A 17,449-nucleotide genomic window follows, 5' to 3' on the forward strand; every position below is an offset into this window, starting at 1 on the left:
TACGATGTATTTGCTCTGGTAGGCATACATTTATGATAGAGTGCCTCTTCTTTTTTGGCTAGGATTTTGTAGAAATACCACCGAGAACTATTTTACACATACCGTAGCGCCAGAGACAAGGGGCCATTATTCTCAACCTCTTGATGCGCCATTAGATGTAGATAAATGGGAAAAGATTTTAACTGACTTAATGAATAAACAAAAATAAGGAGTGTTCGATATGCATATTTGCCCACGGTGCGAATCAGAAGCAAATAAGGTTGCGGAATCACCGGTCAAAGGAGCTTGGGAGGTCTATCTCTGTCCTGTCTGTATTTTTACATGGCGTTCAACAGAACCCGAGACGATTACCAATCCAGAGAAATATAAGAAGGCCTTTAAGATTGATCCAGCCGACATTCCTAACGCGGCCAATGTGCCACCTATTCCTGAACGGATCAAATAATTAATATCATGCGGTCAGTCTTTTAATAGAGACTGACCTATTTACATAAAGGAGAATGTCTAATGGCAAAGTTACCTCGTGAGCTTTATGGTCTATTCAATGGTCAGGATCTACATAGCAAGCAGCATGAAGCCATGATGCTCTTGTCCGTTTCAAAAGCTGGTTATCCTCATACCGCAATGGTTAGTGTCGGAGAAGTGGTTGCGATAAGTGATGACACTTTAAGACTGGCATTGTGGCCGAATTCCTTAACAACCGGCAATATTACCAGAACCGGGAAAGCTATGCTTGTAGTATTTTATAATGGCAAAGCGTGTTATTTAACACTTGACCTCCAGCCATTACCTGAGCTCACTGATCCTAAATATCCCTTAAAACGCTTCATTGCTCATCTTACAGAGTTAAGAGTGGATACAGCGAAATATGCTGATATTACCTCAGGTGTTCAAATCCAATTGAAGAATAGTGAAGAAGTGCTGATCCGTTGGCAGGAGACGCTAGAAGAATTATTGAAATGAAGGTGAGAAGGCAAGACAAGACCTAAGGGAAGACTTTAGATTTCTTTGCTTAGATGAGTAACGATAAATTCAAGGTAAAAACCCCTGTTGACTGATAAAAATTTGCGTGTCAGCAAACACTGTTTTAAAAACATCAATAGCTTGTAGATATGCAGTAGGGCTGTACCATTGCGTGAGCCCTAATCGTTGATAATATTTTTTTATGCCTAAGCGTTTGGTACGTTGGCCATGTTGACCGTCCCCCATGAAATAGTCGTCAATACAAATCCGCCCTACAATGGCTTTTAAAGTTTTTGGAAATGCTTTACTAAAGGGCAAAAGCGGAGCAATGGTTGCTTGCACGGGTAAGCCAGCCTCTGCTAGCTTTTTTAGCGCCTTTAATCGAGCCGGAATGTGCGGGGCGCCAGGGGTGAAGATCTTACGGATTTCATCCATGTCTGTCTCAATGGTCATACTGATCCTGATCCTGTCCTCGAATGCTAGAAAAAGATCAAGATCTCTTGTCACTAAAGGGCTTCTCGTCTGTACAAATAAGAAATCCGGCTGATTATGAGTGAGACACTCTAGGAGTGAACGCGTAATATTTTCTTTATGCTCAAGTGGCTGGTAGGGGTCGGTGCTTGATGACATAAATACAGTCACTTTTCCCTTTTGTCTAGCGCGTTGCATCTCCTTTTGTAGAAGCGAGGCTGCTTCAACTTTCACATCTACCCAAGTTCCCCATTTTTCTTCTCTAAACCAAGCTACAGGCATCTGTCTCACGTAGCAATAAGAGCAACCAAAAACGCAGCCCATGTAGGGATTTAAGGAATGTGAGTAGCCTTCTAAGAATCCTTTTGTTGGTGTTAAGATCGTTTTGGGTTTTTTATGGGTGATCAGCTTTTTCATTGCCTTTTCTCCTAAACTTTTTGAATGAAATAGGAAAATTTGTTCCCCTTTTATAATAACATTTATTTAAGCCGTGGTCAACTCGAAAGCTAGAATAGGTCATGAGCGGCTAATACTTAGCTCAAAGGTCAAGAGACGGCTTCGAACGGTTGAATCGATACAAGAGCCAACACCAGAACAAATCATTCGCATTTTACAAACTGAGCATGCGCTTTATCATTGGTGGGCTTATAATGCATTACTTGGTTATCATCCCATTGAACAATTGAGCAAGGTGAGAGCGGAAAATCATCGTTTTTTATCTTGGTATAAGAAAATGAAACTGACAGCCATCGGTCAGTTAACGCCTTTAAACACATTTGCTCTCCTTTAGAAATATTTCACAATCAACTCGATAAAGTATATGATGCTATAGGCTCAAATGACCAGCAGGCCGAAGCATTCTTATATTGTTTGAATAAAAAAACAGTAGAGAGCATTCATCTATTACATAACCTTCAAGAAGAATATGCATCTAGCCTCTACCATACGAAAATATAGTATGAATAATCAGGATCTAGATGATTTATATTTATAAGCACTTCTCCTTTGAGCGTGCTTATTTTTTTGTGTTCACATAAAGCGATTTAATTTATTAATGATGGTTTAATTCACAGGATGTTCATGTATTAAGTGACTTAGCGCACAAATTTAAAGAGAAATGGTAGCTAATATAGCATTGTAAATACATTTTAAGTGCCTTGAGAAGTTGACATTATTTATGGAGGGTACAAGGTAGGCTTTATGGAGCTTAATTACTATAACTACTTTTATTGATTAAGTTTCAAGAATGAAATGATGATGTACTAAAAAGGGGATGAAAGCTTGGCTTTTGTTATTACTTCTCCTTGTATAGGAGAGAAAGCCGCGGAATGCGTACAAGTTTGTCCTGTTGATTGTATTCAAGAGGGGAAAGAGATGTATTACATTGATCCAGAAATATGTATCGATTGCGGTGCGTGTGAAGCAGTTTGTCCTGTTGACGCTATTTATCCAGAAGAAGAGGTACCTGAAGAAGAGAAGCAGTTTATTCAATTAAATGCTGACTTTTTCAAATGACATTGATGGATAAGGATGCTGAAATTAAAGAAAAGGAGATAGTCATATGTCTGGACCGGCTTTGAGACACAAATCGAGCCACGCCTCAATACATGAAGCGGCTTTGAATGAAGCAAGAGAATTAACGGAATTACTTGATGAACTATTAAGAAAAGAAGAATTAGACAAGGCATTAGAAACAGCTTACGTAACACTTGAGCATTGGGAAACGCGCACATTAAAACATGCTGAATCCGAGGAAGAAGGGCTCTATAAAGAGATAGCTAATGCTTCACCTGAATTACAAGATGAGATCACTGCACTTATTCGTGATCATGCATTACTTCGGGAATTAGTCGCACAAATTAAGGAGCTTTTAGCTAATGAGGGGGCCTGTAAGGAAGTTGTACAAAGATTTTATGCTCTTATCATTGTTGACGAGTTGCATAATCACTTGGAAGAAACGGTTTTACCAGAGGAGTAACGCCGCGACATGCATGAAGTGAGGGGTAGATATGGCACATAATGAACGCTCATTAAGAGTTATTTCACCAAGTCTTTATTCAATACTTATTGATGAATTTAAAAAGGCACACATTCATCCTTATGATATCGAACTAAGTGCTGTGAAACAAAGTGAGGGGGTATTAGTAATCATTCGTTATGGAGAACAATTTCTTCAAAGCAGCACGCATCTCTTCAAAAAAAATCGTACGAATAAACTCGCCGATGAGGATATTAGCTATCTTGAAGAGATAGTAGCAGCGTGTAAGAGAATGCTAATGGCTGATTACTATAAAATGATGAAGCCCTAATTATTGGAGGAAAACATGTTTAATAATGATGCTGAAAATAGTGAAATGCTGGACCAGGATCGGGAGGACTTAATCACTTTGCTTAGTATGCGTTTTGGTAGACTGGCTCCAGATGTTATCGAAGCAATCGAATCTATCGATCAACTCGATATGTTACAAAGTCTCATTCTAGCTGCCGCGAATGCTCCAAACTGGGAGACGTTTGGAAGACAACTTCTTTCCAATAAAAAGGCCTTCAGATTGGTTGGAGAGACCTATAATCCTTTAGCTGACATACACAAGGGGGATCGTTCCAATGGCCTATAAATCTAATAAACTGTGGCAGACGCTGAAACACCTTAAACACGGTCAAAAAATTAATGAGGGTTGGACAGAAGAAAGTCCCCGCTCTCGGGATTGGGAGGATATTTATAGACGACGCTGGCAACATGATAAGATTGTTCGCTCCACTCATGGGGTAAACTGCACAGGTTCATGTAGCTGGAAGGTTTATGTTAAGGATGGAATTATAACTGAGGAAACCCAACAAACCGATTATCCAACGACAGGACCTAATTTTCCCGATTATGAACCACGGGGATGTCCAAGAGGCGCCAGTTACTCTTGGTATTCATACAGCCCTTCGCGTGTGAAATATCCTTACATCCGTGGTGACTTATATCAAATATGGAAAAAGGAACGTGGAGGGGGCAATGATCCTGTTCAGGCATGGGAAAACATCGTCTCCAATCCACAAAAAAGAGAAGCCTATGTATCTTCAAGGGGAAAGGGTGGATTCGTTCGAGTAGAGTGGCGAGAAGTCTGTGAAATTATTGCGGCCTCAACCATTCATACCATCAAAAAGTATGGACCGGATCGTGTGGTAGGCTTTAGCCCGATTCCAGCGATGTCCATGGTGAGTTATTCTTCAGGAACGCGTTTTTTGTCTTTATTAGGGGGAACCATACTCAGTTTCTACGATTGGTATGCTGATTTACCGCCAGCTTCTCCTCAAGTCTGGGGAGATCAAACGGATGTTCCAGAGAGTGGCGATTGGTATAACTCTAAATACTTTATTATTTGGGGAACAAATTTGCCACAAACACGTACTCCTGATGCACATTTTATGGTTGAATCGCGTTATAACGGCACCAAAGTGGTAGGGATTAGCCCTGATTATGCTGAATCAGATAAATTTGTTGATATGTGGTTACCTGCAAAAGCTGGCACTGATGGTGCTTTGGCAATGGCGATGACTCATGTCATTTTAAATGAATTTTATGTTAAAAAACAAACACCTTATTTCAATAATTACGTAAAAAAATATACAGATCTCCCCTTTTTAGTGAGATTGGAAGAAACAACAAATGGCTATCGCTCTGGGAATTTTCTTCGTGCCTCAGATATTGGAAATGATCAAGAGTTGTCCGAGTGGAAGACCGTTGTTTGGGATGAAGACAAGGATGTGCCCGCCATACCAAATGGGAGTCAAGGGTTTAGATGGGATAATAAAGACAATTGGAATCTTGAATTAGAGAAGAATGGTCAAAAAATAAACCCGCAGTTGACCTTTATAGAAAATGCTGATGAGTCAGTGCTTGTCGAATTTCCTTATTTTGCAGAGAAGCAGGGGGAAACGGTAGTCAGGGGAGTCCCTGTTAAACATCTTAAAGATAAGAATGGTGCAGGACTTAAAGTAACAACAGTATTTGACCTAATGATGGCACACACAGGTGTAAATCGAGGCCTACCTGGGGATTATCCAAAAGACTATGATGATTTAAAACCTTATACACCTGCATGGCAGGAAAAGATTACAGGGGTTAATAGGTCACATGTTATCCAAGTGGCCAAAGAATTTGCAGCAAATGCGGAGAAAACCAATGGAAAATCAATGATTGCAATGGGTGGAGGAACAAACCATTGGTATCATAGTGATCAAATTTATCGTTGTATTTTAAACATCGTATTGCTCACAGGAACCCAAGGGGTGAATGGTGGAGGCTGGGCGCATTACGTTGGTCAAGAAAAAGTAAGGCCACTTGAAGGCTTCCAACAAATTGCGTTTGCAAATGATTGGGTCAAACCTCCCCGTTTTCAAAATGGGACATCATTCTTTTATTTTGCGACCGACCAATATCGTTATGAATACCCACAAAGTAAAGAACAGACCGCTTGGGGTGGCCGCTTTAATAAAATGCATCCCGCTGATTTTAATGCTATGTCTGCGCGACTGGGATGGTTACCTTCTTTCCCACAGTTTACGCAGAACTCGTTAGATCTCGTTAGGGAAGCAAAAGAACAAGGCGCCGAAACAGAAGAGGACATTTCTAAGTATATGGCACAAAAAATTAAAGACGAAGAAGTGGATTGGGCCATTGAGAATCCAGATGATCCTAGAAATTTCCCGAAAGTATTTTTTAATTGGCGATCTAATCTCCTTGGTGATAGTGGAAAAGGACAAGAATATTTTGTAAAACATCTCATTGGCGCCGAGGACCAGATTTTAACGGATACGACGCATTCTTGGCAACCTGAGACGATCAATATGAATGGAGAAGCTCCTAAAGGCAAGGTGGATTTGTTTGTCAGCTTAGATTTTAGAATGACAAGCTCAGGGCTTTACTCTGACATTGTTCTTCCAGCTGCGACTTGGTATGAAAAACACGATATTAGCAGCACGGACATGCATCCATTTATCCATCCATTTAACGCAGCCATTTCACCTCCATGGCAAGCGAAGAGTGATTGGGATGCTTTTCGAGAAATTGCAAAAGTTTTTTCTGAGCTCGCCAAGGACCATCTACCAAGTTGTGAGGATGTAGTGATGAGTCCGCTCGGCCACGATAGTATTGATGAGATCGCTCAGGCTAATGGTAAAGTATTGGATTGGCGTTCGGGAGAAGTCGAAGCAATCCCAGGAAAAACGCTGCCGAAATTTAACGTTGTGAAACGAGATTACCCCAATGTTTATCAGCAATTTATATCTATTGGTCCTAATCTGAAACAGGGCTATGGAACGAAGGGGATAAAACTGCCTGGTGACAAAGTTTATAAAGAATTGCTTGAGCGACTTGGCTCTTCAAAACATGAAGGTCTTGCTAAGGGAGCGCCCGATTTATTTACAGATAAAAAGGCAATTGAGGCAATATTGCTCATGTCAGGAGCAACAAATGGGAAACGGGCAGTAGAGGGATGGAAATCACTTGAAGCTAAAACTGGACAGCACCTTGAAGACATTGCTATGGGACATGAAGAGAGTGCTTATACATTGTTAGACCTCACTGCGCAACCACGACAGGCCATATCCACGCCAGTGTGGAGTGGAATGGAAAAGGATAACAGGCGTTATTCACCGTTTACAACCAATGTCGAGTACAATCTTCCATGGCACACATTAACAGGACGTCAGAGCTTCTATTTAGATCATGAGGTCATGCTTGATTTTGGTGAGGGGCTTCCATTATATCTCCCTCCTCTTTACTTCGTCCCGTTTATGTCTGAAGAGACACCTTTGGAGGAGAATGGAAAATCAGTGACCGTACGTTATCTCACACCGCATCAAAAATGGGGGATTCATACGATGTTCACTGACACAACCAATATGTCGAACCTATTTCGGGGTTGGCAGGTTGTATGGATGAATGAAAAAGATGCAGAATCCATTGGGATTAAAGATAATGATTGGATTGAGGTTTATAACCGGAACGGTGCTGTTGCTGCCCGAGCAATTGTCACTTATCGCATTCCTGAGGGTATCGCCTATATGTATCATGCTCAAGACAGAACAATGGGGGTACCGGGGACTTCCAATAAGAAACGCGGTGGGACACACAATAGTGTGACGAGAATTACACCTAAACAAACACATATGATTGGTGGCTATTCACAGCTGAGTTATGGATTTAATTATTATGGCCCAACAGGGAACCAAAGAGATACAGTCACGATAATTCGTCCGTTGAAAGAGGTTGATTGGCTTGAGAATTAAAGCACAGGTAAGTATGGTTATGCATCTTGATAAATGTATTGGATGTCACACGTGTTCTGTCACTTGTAAAAATACCTGGACGAATCGTCCGGGTACAGAATATATGTGGTTCAACAATGTTGAAACGCGGCCGGGTGTAGGTTATCCAAGGGAATGGGAGAATCGCGACCGTTTTAAAGGGGGCTGGACGCTGAAAAATGGCAAATTAAAGCTACGCGCTGGTGGAGCCCTCAATAAACTAGCTAATATTTTCTACAATCCTAATATGGCAAATACAGAGGACTTTTACGAACCTTGGACCTATGATTTTGATCATTTAATTCATAGCCCTAAAAGTAAAAACTTACCGGTCGGTCGTCCTAAGTCTATGCTCACAGGAAAATTCATGGATAAGCCTGAATGGGGACCAAACTGGGATGATGATTTGGCCGGCGGACGAGAAATTGTTCCCCATGATCCAAATCTTCAAAACTTGCAGGAACACATTTCCATGGAATTAGAAAAAACGTTTATGATGTACTTGCCAAGAATATGTGAGCATTGTTTAAATCCAGCTTGTGTCGCCTCTTGTCCTTCAGGCGCGCTTTATAAGCGGGATGAGGATGGGATTGTCTTAGTGGATCAAGAAGCCTGTCGTGGTTGGCGCTTTTGCATGAGTGGCTGTCCGTACCATAAAGTTTACTATAACTGGAATACTCATAAAGCAGAAAAATGTAATTTTTGTTATCCAAGAATAGAAGCAGGGCTTCCAACTGTATGCTCGGAAACCTGTGTTGGAAGAATCCGCTATATTGGTGTGATGTTATACGATGCAGATAAGGTTAAGGAAGCAGCATCGGTAACTGATGAAAAAGAGCTTTACGAGTCTCAGCTGTCTGTCTTTCTTAACCCTTACGACCCTGAGATCATTGAAGAAGCAAGGAGACAGGGAATAAATGAGCAATGGATTCAAGGCGCACAAAATTCTCCCGTTTATAAAATGGCAATGGAATGGAAGATTGCCCTTCCACTTCATCCAGAATATCGCACATTACCAATGGTTTGGTATGTACCACCGCTAAGCCCGATGATGAACCATATTCAAAACGAAGATGAGCTGTCAACAGATGCCTATATCCCTGCTGTTGATCAAATGCGTATTCCTCAAGAATACTTGGCTTCACTTTTAACTGCTGGTGATGTCAAAGTAATACGTAAGGTATTAATGAAACTCACAGCGATGCGTGTTCATATGCGAGGGAAAAGCTTGGGAGATATCGATGCCTTTAAACATAGTCAGTTAATGAAAGAAGCGGGATTGAGTATTGAAGAGATAGAAGACATGGCGCGTTTATTGGCTGTTGCTAAATATGACGAACGCTTTGTCGTTCCGACTGGCCGTCGAGAAATGAAGGACGATCTTCATTATGAACAAGGGGCATGTAGTCTTGAGGAACTCGCTCCACCTGAAGGCCTTCTTCATAATGGCAAGGGCAAAGCTCCAGCGATTAAATTTACCGGATCAGCTTTTAGCACTTTATAAAGCCTTTTGCGGTATTACATGTAGGGAAAGAAGGTTAACAAATGGATCAAAGTGCTCGAGTTATTTTACTCTTATGTTCGCGAATTTTAAGTTATCCAGATAAATCCTTTTTAGAAGATATCAATAGCTTACTAGAGCTTATTCAATTAGAAATTCCTTCTAATCTATATCAAGAAGTGGAAGACAGGGTGAGCGCTGTAAAAGCATATCCGTTAAATGCATTAAGGGAGCTTTATGTATCGACTTTTGATTTGAAAGAAAAAACAAATCTGTATTTAACCGCCCATGAGTTGGGAGATAGTCGTAAACGCGGTGCGGCAATGATTAAATTGCAAAAAATCATTAATGAGGCGGGGTTTGAGCGTGAAGATGGTGAGTTAGCGGATTATATGCCCATGCTTTTTGAATTTCTTGCGGTTGCAGAAGAAACAACCAAGACTCAGCGTCTGACTAAAAGACTGGCTTATGCCTCTCAGAGAATAAGAAATGAACTGATGGATGTGAGCCCGTATTTACCTATATTCGATTGTCTAATGACCGATGTTTTTGAGATACCAACAAAAGAGGAACTCGCTGAACTCGAGTCTAAACGCGAAGAGGCGGATTTAGAAGAAATGCCTTACCCTTTAATGTATGGGTGAGTTGAAAAAAGTAAAATCTGAACAGCGCTAAATGGCATGTTTTTTCTATACCTGTGCGTTAGAACAGCTTGACTTGTCGCAAAGGCTAGTGATGCAAGTCTAATTGTTCGTGTATTTTCTCCATCATCGCTTCAGCAGAACTTTTATGCTTTCCAAGTGGACTGAAGGGGATTTTGGGTTTTGCCAGGTGTCATAACGTTTGTGCTCTTCATTGATGGAAGGAATGTCAACAATGTCAGGAATATTTTGGTGGGTCATATTTCCTTATATTTCACTTGCAATCATGATTGTAGGGGTTCTCTACCGGTATGCATTTAGACAACTAACATGGGCAGCACCATCAACAGAATTTTTTGAGAAAAAATGGCTGCGCATTGGCTCTCCTCTTTTTCATTATGGAATTGTTTTTGCAATCGTCGGTCATGTTATGGGGATTTTGGTTCCAATCAACGTTTATGAGTATTTTGGAATCACAAGCGAAATGTATCATGCTGGTGGAATAATTGGCGGTGGATTCGCTGGTTTGATGGTTATTGTTGGTTTGGTGATATTGCTGATTCGCAAAATAACCATTGATAAAGTACGCGTCCATGCAACATTTGCTGACTTTTTCATCGTCATTGCCTTAATTGTTGTCGCAGGTATTGGGGCTTATATGACCATTATCTATAATACGACGGTTGTCGAATATGAATATCGGGCCACGATAGGTCCATGGTTCCGTAGCTTATTTCTCTTTCAACCTAATTACGAATTGATGAAACATGTGCCTTTTATCTTTAAGCTACATGTGTTAACTGCCTTTGGACTCTTTGCTTCAATTCCTTTTACACGGTTGATCCATTTCTACAGTTTACCTGTACATTATCCAATGCGTGCGCCTCAGCAATATCGGTCACGCTCAAATTTTAAAAGATAAAAGGTATTTTAAGAAAATCAAAGGGGAAATCCTTATGAAGAAAAGCATTCAATTACCACTTCAGACCATAAGTTTAACTGTAGCTTTTATGATGTGGGTGCTCATTTCATCGTTACTTCCAAATATAAAAGGAGATATCCAATTAACACCGACTCAAGCTTCTTGGGTCACAGCCATTCCAGTTATTCTTGGTTCAATATTAAGAGTGCCTATTGGGTTTTATACGAATCGATTCGGCTCGAGATCTCTATTCGTTTTTAGCTTTATCATTCTATTAGTTCCTGTCGCCTATCTGAGTTATGCACACTCCTTTTTGGATCTAATGATTAGTGGTTTTTTATTGGGTGTTGGTGGGGCCACCTTTTCTATTGGTGTTACATCACTTCCAAAATACTTTCCGAAAGAAAAACATGGCACGATAAATGGTATATATGGTGTAGGTAACCTCGGAACAGCTGTTACAACTTTCTTTGCTCCAATACTTGCTAGTATAGTAGGGTGGAATATAACAGTTAGACTTTGCCTTATTCTACTTATTGTATTTGCAGCACTTAACTTTATTTTTGGTGATAATAAAGAAAAGAGAGAGAAGCATTCTCTATCTGAGCAGTTTAAAGGTGTATATAAAAATGAAAAGCTTTGGTTTTTAAGTATCTTCTATTTTATTACATTTGGAGTATTTGTTGCTTTTACGGTTTATTTACCTAACTTTTTAGTATCGAGCCTTGATCTTTCTAAAGTGGATGCCGGAATTCGCACCGCTGGTTTTATAGTGATCGCTACACTGATTCGACCGGTTGGGGGATATTTATCAGATAAGTTTAACCCTTATGGTGTTCTCATGTTCATATTTGCAGGATTGACACTATCTGGTGTTCTACTTTCTTTTAGTTTAAATTTACCTTTGTTCACCGTAGGCTGTTTAACGATTGCTGTCTGTGCTGGAATAGGAAATGGTGCGGTATTTAAATTGGTGCCGCTTCACTTTTCAAAGCAAGGGGGCATTGTCAATGGGATTGTTGCGGCTGCCGGTGGTCTTGGAGGCTTCTTTCCCCCTCTAATATTAACAACACTGTATGGTATTACAGGACATTACGCCATTGGCTTCATGGCATTATCTGAGTCTGCTCTAGCTAGCTTTATCTTAGTGATATGGATGGCTTACCGAGAAAAATTACAATTATCAAAACAAATTGTTGATTCAACAGCAGACGGGATTATGGTGACGGATTTAAATGGACATATTCAGAGTGTGAATCGTGCGTTTACTCTTGTTACAGGTTATAGGGAAGAAGAGGTTACTGGAAAAAATGTCAATATCTTAAGTTCTGGCAAACAAGATCAATCTTTCTATAAAACCTTCTGGACATCGTTAAGAGAAAAAGGAAATTGGCAAGGGGAAATAATAAATAAAAGAAAAAGCGGAGAAATCTATCAGGAACTGCTCACTGTCAATACTCTTGAAGATAGTCAAGGAGATCCGCAGGGGTTTGTAGGTATCTTTAGTGATGTTTCAAAAATAGAAGGGAATAATCCGCAAAAAGTGTGATTATGTTTCATTTTTAGAGCGTGGAGAAATTCTCCACACTCTATTTTTCTGTTATGTCGATAATAATTAATTAAATCCTAGATTATTCATAGAAGTTCCCAAAACACAGTAAAAAGGCTTATCTATCAAGTGGTTTATTCTGAATTTCAACGCATCAAATAAATGAAAAAAGAATCCGTTTCTGATAAGGTTAAATCACCACATACACAACCCATTGGCACAGAGGCGTTGGCCTCTCAACCGAGTTTATCTCGCTTCTTTCGGCGATTTGATGACCAATCGATTGAAGGATTAAATCAAGCCAATCAGGAATTTTTGGACAAAGTCCATCAACATAGAGCGCCAGAGGCACTCATCTTTGATTTGGATTCCACCCATGCTGATACAGAAGAGGCCACTTCGTTACCAGCTGCAAGCAGAACGAGAGGGGGCCTTTGAATGGGAGTATCTTGAGAACGGTCCTGATGTCTGGCGAGTCTCTATTGAAAGATGTTAAGGAAGGATTTCTGATGCTGTCAAACGTGGAAATCTTTGTTAGATATCTCAAACCTATAGACTTACGGCTACCTCAAAAATAGGTGAATCGAAAATCATATCAGGAGTGCTAAGCGAAAGCAAATAAGTGTAATCTCGTTTTTGTAAAGTAGATATACCATGACATGCGGATGGTTATATGAGTTGAAAGGGTGTGGATAGATGGGAGAACACATCGAGGTTTTGAGGAGAGTACCCATTTTTTCTGAGCTGCTGGATAGTGAATTGCAGAGACTTTCAAGCATTATGACTGAAAGAGTATATGGAAAAAAAGAGTTTATTTTTATGGAAGGAGAAAAACGACAAGCCATTTATTTTATTTGTTCTGGTACTATAAAGACCTTTAAGGTTAATGAAAAAGGGAATGAACAAATCATTAATATTTTACAAAGTGGAGAAATGTTTCCTCATGTTGGCTTTTTTGACGAAGGGCCTTATCCTGCCACTGCAGAAGTGATTAAAGAAGCCGAATTACTCTCACTACGATTAGATGATTTTAACGCACTCCTCATGGAATATCCGGCGATTGCAATCAAGGTCATGAGAATCATGGGGCAAAAGATTGTATTATTGTCACAAAGAATTCAAGAACTAATTTCTGAGGATGTACGGCACCGTATTATTCATACGCTGATTCGGCTAAATGATGAAGCAGGTAAGGTTGAAAGTGGCCAGGTTACCTTAGAAATTCCCATGACAAACCAAGACTTTGCCAATCTTGTTGGAACGTCAAGAGAAACGATCAACCGTATCCTGAATGATTTAAAAAAACAAAATCTCATAGACTTCGATCGTCAAAAAATTGTCATTTGGGATATTGAGCGTTTACGACAATGTGTATAAAAAATAAAATTATAAAAAGATCAGTTTCACTATAGTGGAGCTGATTTTTTTATAAAGATCAGAAAGTATAAAATTTCTGATCATGGGGACGGTGCGCGATTCCGCTTCAGGCCGCTCGCTTTCCGCGGGGGAGTGGTAAGCCTCCTCGCGCCTTCGCACTGCTAAGGTCTTACCGATCTCCCACCTCTCGCAGGACTCTAGTCTCCGCATCATGAGTCAGCGGCGCTCGAGGAACATATGATTTTAGAGTGTTCCGAATCTCGCGTCTTGCGCTCCCATCCACTTGATCAGGCAATGAACCTCTTTCATATTGGATGATGCTCTTATAGCCAGACAAGGACCGGGCAAGCTTTAAGCCCGGTTTTTCTTAACCGTCAGAATGTATAACTTCGCGGAAGGCTGTATAAGCTCGGGCTTCGGCTTGCGTCATTTAAAGCTTGGTGCTCTCTAAGTGTGTGAGTGTAAGAAAGCACGAATATCAGGCTGCTTAGCGAAGCGGTGAACTATAAATCAAGTTTCCTAATAAACAACAATCATAAAGGAACATATCAGTAAGCGACTCATTCTTTTTCTTTTGTGAAATAGATCACATTCATTATCCTTTTAAAAGCATATAGTGAAGGTGCTTAGCATTCGTATGAAAAACATGTGGGTGTTCTCTAGCGTTATAAGGGGATGAATAGATGAAAAAATTAATTTTAATCATAGGAGTCATTGTTCTGATCATCATCGGATGTGTAGTATGGACAAGCCATAATGCCGCAAACCATTCCAACCCACCCGATCAAAAGGAACATATGAGCCAAGAGGATAAATGGAAGAGTCAACCGCCAACGCCAGTAAAAGTTAAAAGAGTGAGTCCTCATGAGATTAACATTGGAATGACAGCCCAAGAGACAAATATAAGGATTTCAAAAACAGCCACTTATAAGGCTTGGACATTCAATGGGCAAGCACCAGGTCCTTTGCTTGTTGTCAATCAAGGTGATCTCATCCACTTGACTCTTACAAATCGGGATAAGATGATGCCACACAGTATAGATCTACATGCTGTTCAAGCGGCACCTTCCACTTCTTTTACAGATGTCAATCCGGGAGAGAGTAAGACCTTTACCTATCATGCAGATCATCCTGGTTTGTTTATGTATCATTGTGCGACCCAGCCCATGCTGCAACACATGGGAAACGGTATGTATGGCGTCATACTTGTTAAGCCAACGGGTGGCTATCCGACAGACTCGATCGTTGATCGAAGCTATGTGCTCTTGCAGAACGAGTGGTATAAAGAGAACGATTATGCAAGTATGTTAAATGGCAATCCAGAAGAAGTCGTTTTTTCTACCAAAGCACTCTATAAAGGAGACCGACATACGAATGGAGATGATTTTACTTTAAAGGAGCAGCCGTTCAAGGCAAAAGCTGGGGAACGGATTCGCCTTTATTTTGCCAACATGGGGCCTAATCATTTTAGTGCATTACATATTGTTGGCACCGTTATAGAAGATGCTTATATTGATGGAAATCCATCCAATCATTTAAAAGGGCTACAAACAGTTGCCGTTCCGCCAAGTGGATCCGTCGTTGTTGAATTTCTTGTGAAAAAACCAGGGCGCTATACGATTCTTTCACACCAAATGAGTGATGCTGAAAAAGGAGCGAGTGCTTATATTGATGTTAAGTAATCAGGCGGATTGGAGCATCTTCTTTTTTGTTAATGCCATTCAAATAGCGATGTGACTTTTATCACGGTATTACACTAAAGATCTCTTTAGAATAGCAGCACAGGGAGAGAAAGACCTGTGAAAGCAATGGATTTGAAGGTGAACAGCGTAAGCTCTTCGCAAACAAGTGATTTTTGACAAGAGAATAGGTGGTGAAAGATAATGCGCTATTCAAGACAAATCTTGTTCTCTCCTATAGGAGAAAGCGGGCAAGGAAAAATTAGCAGCAAGCATGTCATGATCATTGGAGCTGGGGCACTTGGTTCGGGTATTGCCGAAGCACTTGTTCGATCAGGAATAGGTCAGCTTACACTTATTGATCGTGATTATGTTGAAATGAGTAATCTGCAGCGCCAACAGTTATATTGCGAACGAGATGCCAAGGAACAATTACCAAAAGCAATTGCGGCTAAAAAAAGATTAGAGGCGATTAATTCGAATGTAAAAATACATGTAGATGTGTTGGATATTTCTTCTCAAGAAATCATGAGTAAAGCTAAGCATGTCCAGTTAATCATAGATGCCACAGATAATTTTGATACCCGATTAATGATCAATGATGTGGCTGAGAAGCTTAGCATTCCATGGATTTATGGGGCATGCGTGGGAAGCTCTGGTATCACTTTTGCAATTGTTCCTGGGCAGACCCCATGCTTTAACTGCCTTTGGAAGAGTGTTCCAATACATAGTGCTCAGACATGCGATACAATCGGTGTCATCAGTTCAGCTGTCAATATGGTTGTTGCCTATCAAATGACTGACGCATTAAAAATCTTAGTGGAAGATTGGCAGGCATTAAGCAGAAAGCTTATATTTTTTGATCTTTGGAATAACGTTCATAAAGAAATTGATGTGAGTCAGGTGAAAAATAAAGACTGTCCAAGCTGTGGTGAAGCGCCCACCTATCCTTATTTGTCATATAACAAGCTGATGCAATCTACAGTATTATGCGGGAGGGATACAGTACAAATAAGACGACCTGAAACCTATTCATTCAATCTAACAGAGTTGGAGGAAAAGTTTTCTAAGCAAGAGCTAGTCGTTCAAAGGAATCCCTATCTACTGACAATTGATTTTAATCCACAAAAAATGGTGATATTCAAAGATGGACGTGTCCTCATACATGGAACTCAGGATATATCTGAGGCCAAGCGATTATATTATAAATTTTTAGGCTGATAAGGAAGGTTAACAATGAAAAAAATATGAAATGGATTGCTGTAGCAATAATCCTCACTTTTACACTAATAGTTTCGAGTGGCTGCGGACAAGAGAATAAAGCAAATAGCTCAAAAGAACTGACGATATCGGCAGCTGCTAGTTTGAAAGACAGTATGATGGAAATAGCAAAAGCTTATAAAAGCCAGCACCCTGATAGTCAATTAGACTTTAATTTTGGCGGCTCTGGAACACTGCGGCAACAAATTGCTCAGGGAGCTCCAGTCGATCTTTTTTTAGCAGCTTCAGAGTCTGACGTTAATGCTTTAGTGGCAAATAAGAAAATTATTTCAGATACGGCAACGCCCTTTTTGGGAAATGTTCTTGTGCTCATTGCTCCAAAACAATCAGATACTAAAGATCTTAAATCATTGATTCAAGAGAAAAAGCGATTAGCCATCGCTACGCCTAAGGCAGCCCCGGCAGGAGATTATGCAAAAGAAGCTTTAACGCATCTCAATTTGTGGAAAGACGCGCAGGAAAATCTAGTCTATGGAAAAGATGTAAGACATGTTTTGACATTGGTAGAGGAAAAAAGCGTTGAGGGTGGCATCGTTTATAATTCGGATGCTTTGGTAAGCAACAAGGTTAAAGTGGTAGAAAAGGTGAATCCTACAGCTTATTCATCCATTATATATGATGCGGGTGTTGTTTCAGGATCAAAACAAAAAACAGCAGCTAAAGCATTTTTGAACTATTTACAAGGAACGAAAGCGCAGCAAATATTTAAAAAATATGGCTTTGCTTCTCCAAAAAAATAATAGTCATGTTAAGCAATTTTCTTTTTAA

Annotated in this window: 18 protein-coding genes and 2 pseudogenes; 19 read left to right on the forward strand and 1 reads right to left on the reverse strand. The window is 40.2% G+C overall.

The window, feature by feature from the left end:
• Positions 1 to 94 precede the first annotated feature (94 nt).
• From IEW82_RS20070 to IEW82_RS15355, 3 genes and pseudogenes are all read left to right on the forward strand, one after another.
• Positions 95 to 208, forward strand: a pseudogene (locus IEW82_RS20070) (hypothetical protein); the annotation flags it as partial.
• A 12-nt stretch (positions 209 to 220) separates the two neighbouring features.
• Positions 221 to 445, forward strand: a complete 225-nt coding sequence (locus tag IEW82_RS15350; RefSeq protein WP_188696363.1) for a non-oxidative hydroxyarylic acid decarboxylases subunit D — start codon at positions 221 to 223, stop codon at positions 443 to 445.
• 62 nt (positions 446 to 507) lie between these two features.
• A complete protein-coding gene (locus IEW82_RS15355; RefSeq protein WP_188696366.1) occupies positions 508 to 963 on the forward strand; it encodes a pyridoxamine 5'-phosphate oxidase family protein in 456 nt (151 codons plus the stop codon).
• Between the two features lie 69 nt (positions 964 to 1,032).
• On the opposite strand, the gene IEW82_RS15360 is transcribed toward IEW82_RS15355, so the two are convergent.
• Positions 1,033 to 1,851, reverse strand: coding sequence for an SPL family radical SAM protein (locus tag IEW82_RS15360; RefSeq protein ID WP_188696370.1), 819 nt, complete (start codon positions 1,849 to 1,851; stop codon positions 1,033 to 1,035).
• Positions 1,852 to 1,924: 73 nt separating this feature from the next.
• Between IEW82_RS15360 and IEW82_RS15365 the strand changes: the two genes are divergently transcribed.
• From IEW82_RS15365 to modA, 16 genes and pseudogenes are all read left to right on the forward strand, one after another.
• Entirely contained in the window at positions 1,925 to 2,224 is a 300-nt protein-coding gene (locus tag IEW82_RS15365; protein WP_188696373.1) for a hypothetical protein, read from the forward strand.
• A gap of 491 nt (positions 2,225 to 2,715) precedes the next feature.
• Positions 2,716 to 2,949, forward strand: a complete 234-nt coding sequence (locus IEW82_RS15370) for a ferredoxin family protein (RefSeq protein WP_188696376.1) — start codon at positions 2,716 to 2,718, stop codon at positions 2,947 to 2,949.
• A gap of 46 nt (positions 2,950 to 2,995) precedes the next feature.
• The gene (locus tag IEW82_RS15375; protein WP_188696379.1) at positions 2,996 to 3,412 is read left to right on the forward strand and encodes a hemerythrin domain-containing protein; all 417 of its coding nucleotides are present in this window, start codon (positions 2,996 to 2,998) and stop codon (positions 3,410 to 3,412) included.
• A gap of 31 nt (positions 3,413 to 3,443) precedes the next feature.
• Positions 3,444 to 3,743, forward strand: coding sequence for a hypothetical protein (locus IEW82_RS15380; protein WP_188696380.1), 300 nt, complete (start codon positions 3,444 to 3,446; stop codon positions 3,741 to 3,743).
• 15 nt (positions 3,744 to 3,758) lie between these two features.
• The gene (locus IEW82_RS15385) at positions 3,759 to 4,049 is read left to right on the forward strand and encodes a hypothetical protein (RefSeq protein ID WP_188696383.1); all 291 of its coding nucleotides are present in this window, start codon (positions 3,759 to 3,761) and stop codon (positions 4,047 to 4,049) included.
• Complete coding sequence (locus IEW82_RS15390) at positions 4,039 to 7,713, forward strand: nitrate reductase subunit alpha (protein ID WP_188696386.1); 3,675 nt, start codon at positions 4,039 to 4,041, stop codon at positions 7,711 to 7,713. The genes IEW82_RS15385 and IEW82_RS15390 overlap by 11 nt, the downstream gene beginning before the upstream one ends.
• Positions 7,703 to 9,235: a nitrate reductase subunit beta gene (gene narH / locus IEW82_RS15395; RefSeq protein ID WP_188696388.1), complete on the forward strand. Its 1,533-nt coding sequence runs from the start codon at positions 7,703 to 7,705 to the stop codon at positions 9,233 to 9,235. Before IEW82_RS15390 ends, narH begins: the two co-directional genes overlap by 11 nt.
• Positions 9,236 to 9,276: 41 nt before the next feature.
• The gene (gene narJ, locus IEW82_RS15400) at positions 9,277 to 9,876 is read left to right on the forward strand and encodes a nitrate reductase molybdenum cofactor assembly chaperone (protein WP_188696391.1); all 600 of its coding nucleotides are present in this window, start codon (positions 9,277 to 9,279) and stop codon (positions 9,874 to 9,876) included.
• 232 nt (positions 9,877 to 10,108) lie between these two features.
• A complete protein-coding gene (gene narI / locus IEW82_RS15405) occupies positions 10,109 to 10,795 on the forward strand; it encodes a respiratory nitrate reductase subunit gamma (protein WP_188696395.1) in 687 nt (228 codons plus the stop codon).
• Between the two features lie 34 nt (positions 10,796 to 10,829).
• Positions 10,830 to 12,344: a nitrate/nitrite transporter gene (locus IEW82_RS15410; RefSeq protein ID WP_188696398.1), complete on the forward strand. Its 1,515-nt coding sequence runs from the start codon at positions 10,830 to 10,832 to the stop codon at positions 12,342 to 12,344.
• Between the two features lie 204 nt (positions 12,345 to 12,548).
• Positions 12,549 to 12,731, forward strand: a pseudogene (locus IEW82_RS20075) (transposase); the annotation flags it as partial.
• Entirely contained in the window at positions 12,721 to 12,840 is a 120-nt protein-coding gene (locus tag IEW82_RS15415; protein WP_188696401.1) for a DUF2249 domain-containing protein, read from the forward strand. The pseudogene IEW82_RS20075 and the gene IEW82_RS15415, both read left to right, overlap by 11 nt.
• Positions 12,841 to 13,040: 200 nt before the next feature.
• Positions 13,041 to 13,721, forward strand: coding sequence for a Crp/Fnr family transcriptional regulator (locus IEW82_RS15420; protein ID WP_229672665.1), 681 nt, complete (start codon positions 13,041 to 13,043; stop codon positions 13,719 to 13,721).
• Between the two features lie 683 nt (positions 13,722 to 14,404).
• Positions 14,405 to 15,403, forward strand: coding sequence for a multicopper oxidase domain-containing protein (locus tag IEW82_RS15425; protein WP_188696404.1), 999 nt, complete (start codon positions 14,405 to 14,407; stop codon positions 15,401 to 15,403).
• A gap of 201 nt (positions 15,404 to 15,604) precedes the next feature.
• Complete coding sequence (locus tag IEW82_RS15430) at positions 15,605 to 16,621, forward strand: ThiF family adenylyltransferase (protein WP_188696407.1); 1,017 nt, start codon at positions 15,605 to 15,607, stop codon at positions 16,619 to 16,621.
• A gap of 26 nt (positions 16,622 to 16,647) precedes the next feature.
• Positions 16,648 to 17,421: a molybdate ABC transporter substrate-binding protein gene (gene modA / locus IEW82_RS15435; RefSeq protein ID WP_188696410.1), complete on the forward strand. Its 774-nt coding sequence runs from the start codon at positions 16,648 to 16,650 to the stop codon at positions 17,419 to 17,421.
• The last annotated feature ends 28 nt before the right edge of the window (positions 17,422 to 17,449 follow it).

Source organism: Pullulanibacillus camelliae (assembly GCF_014642655.1).
Taxonomy (GTDB): domain Bacteria; phylum Bacillota; class Bacilli; order Bacillales; family Sporolactobacillaceae; genus Pullulanibacillus; species Pullulanibacillus camelliae.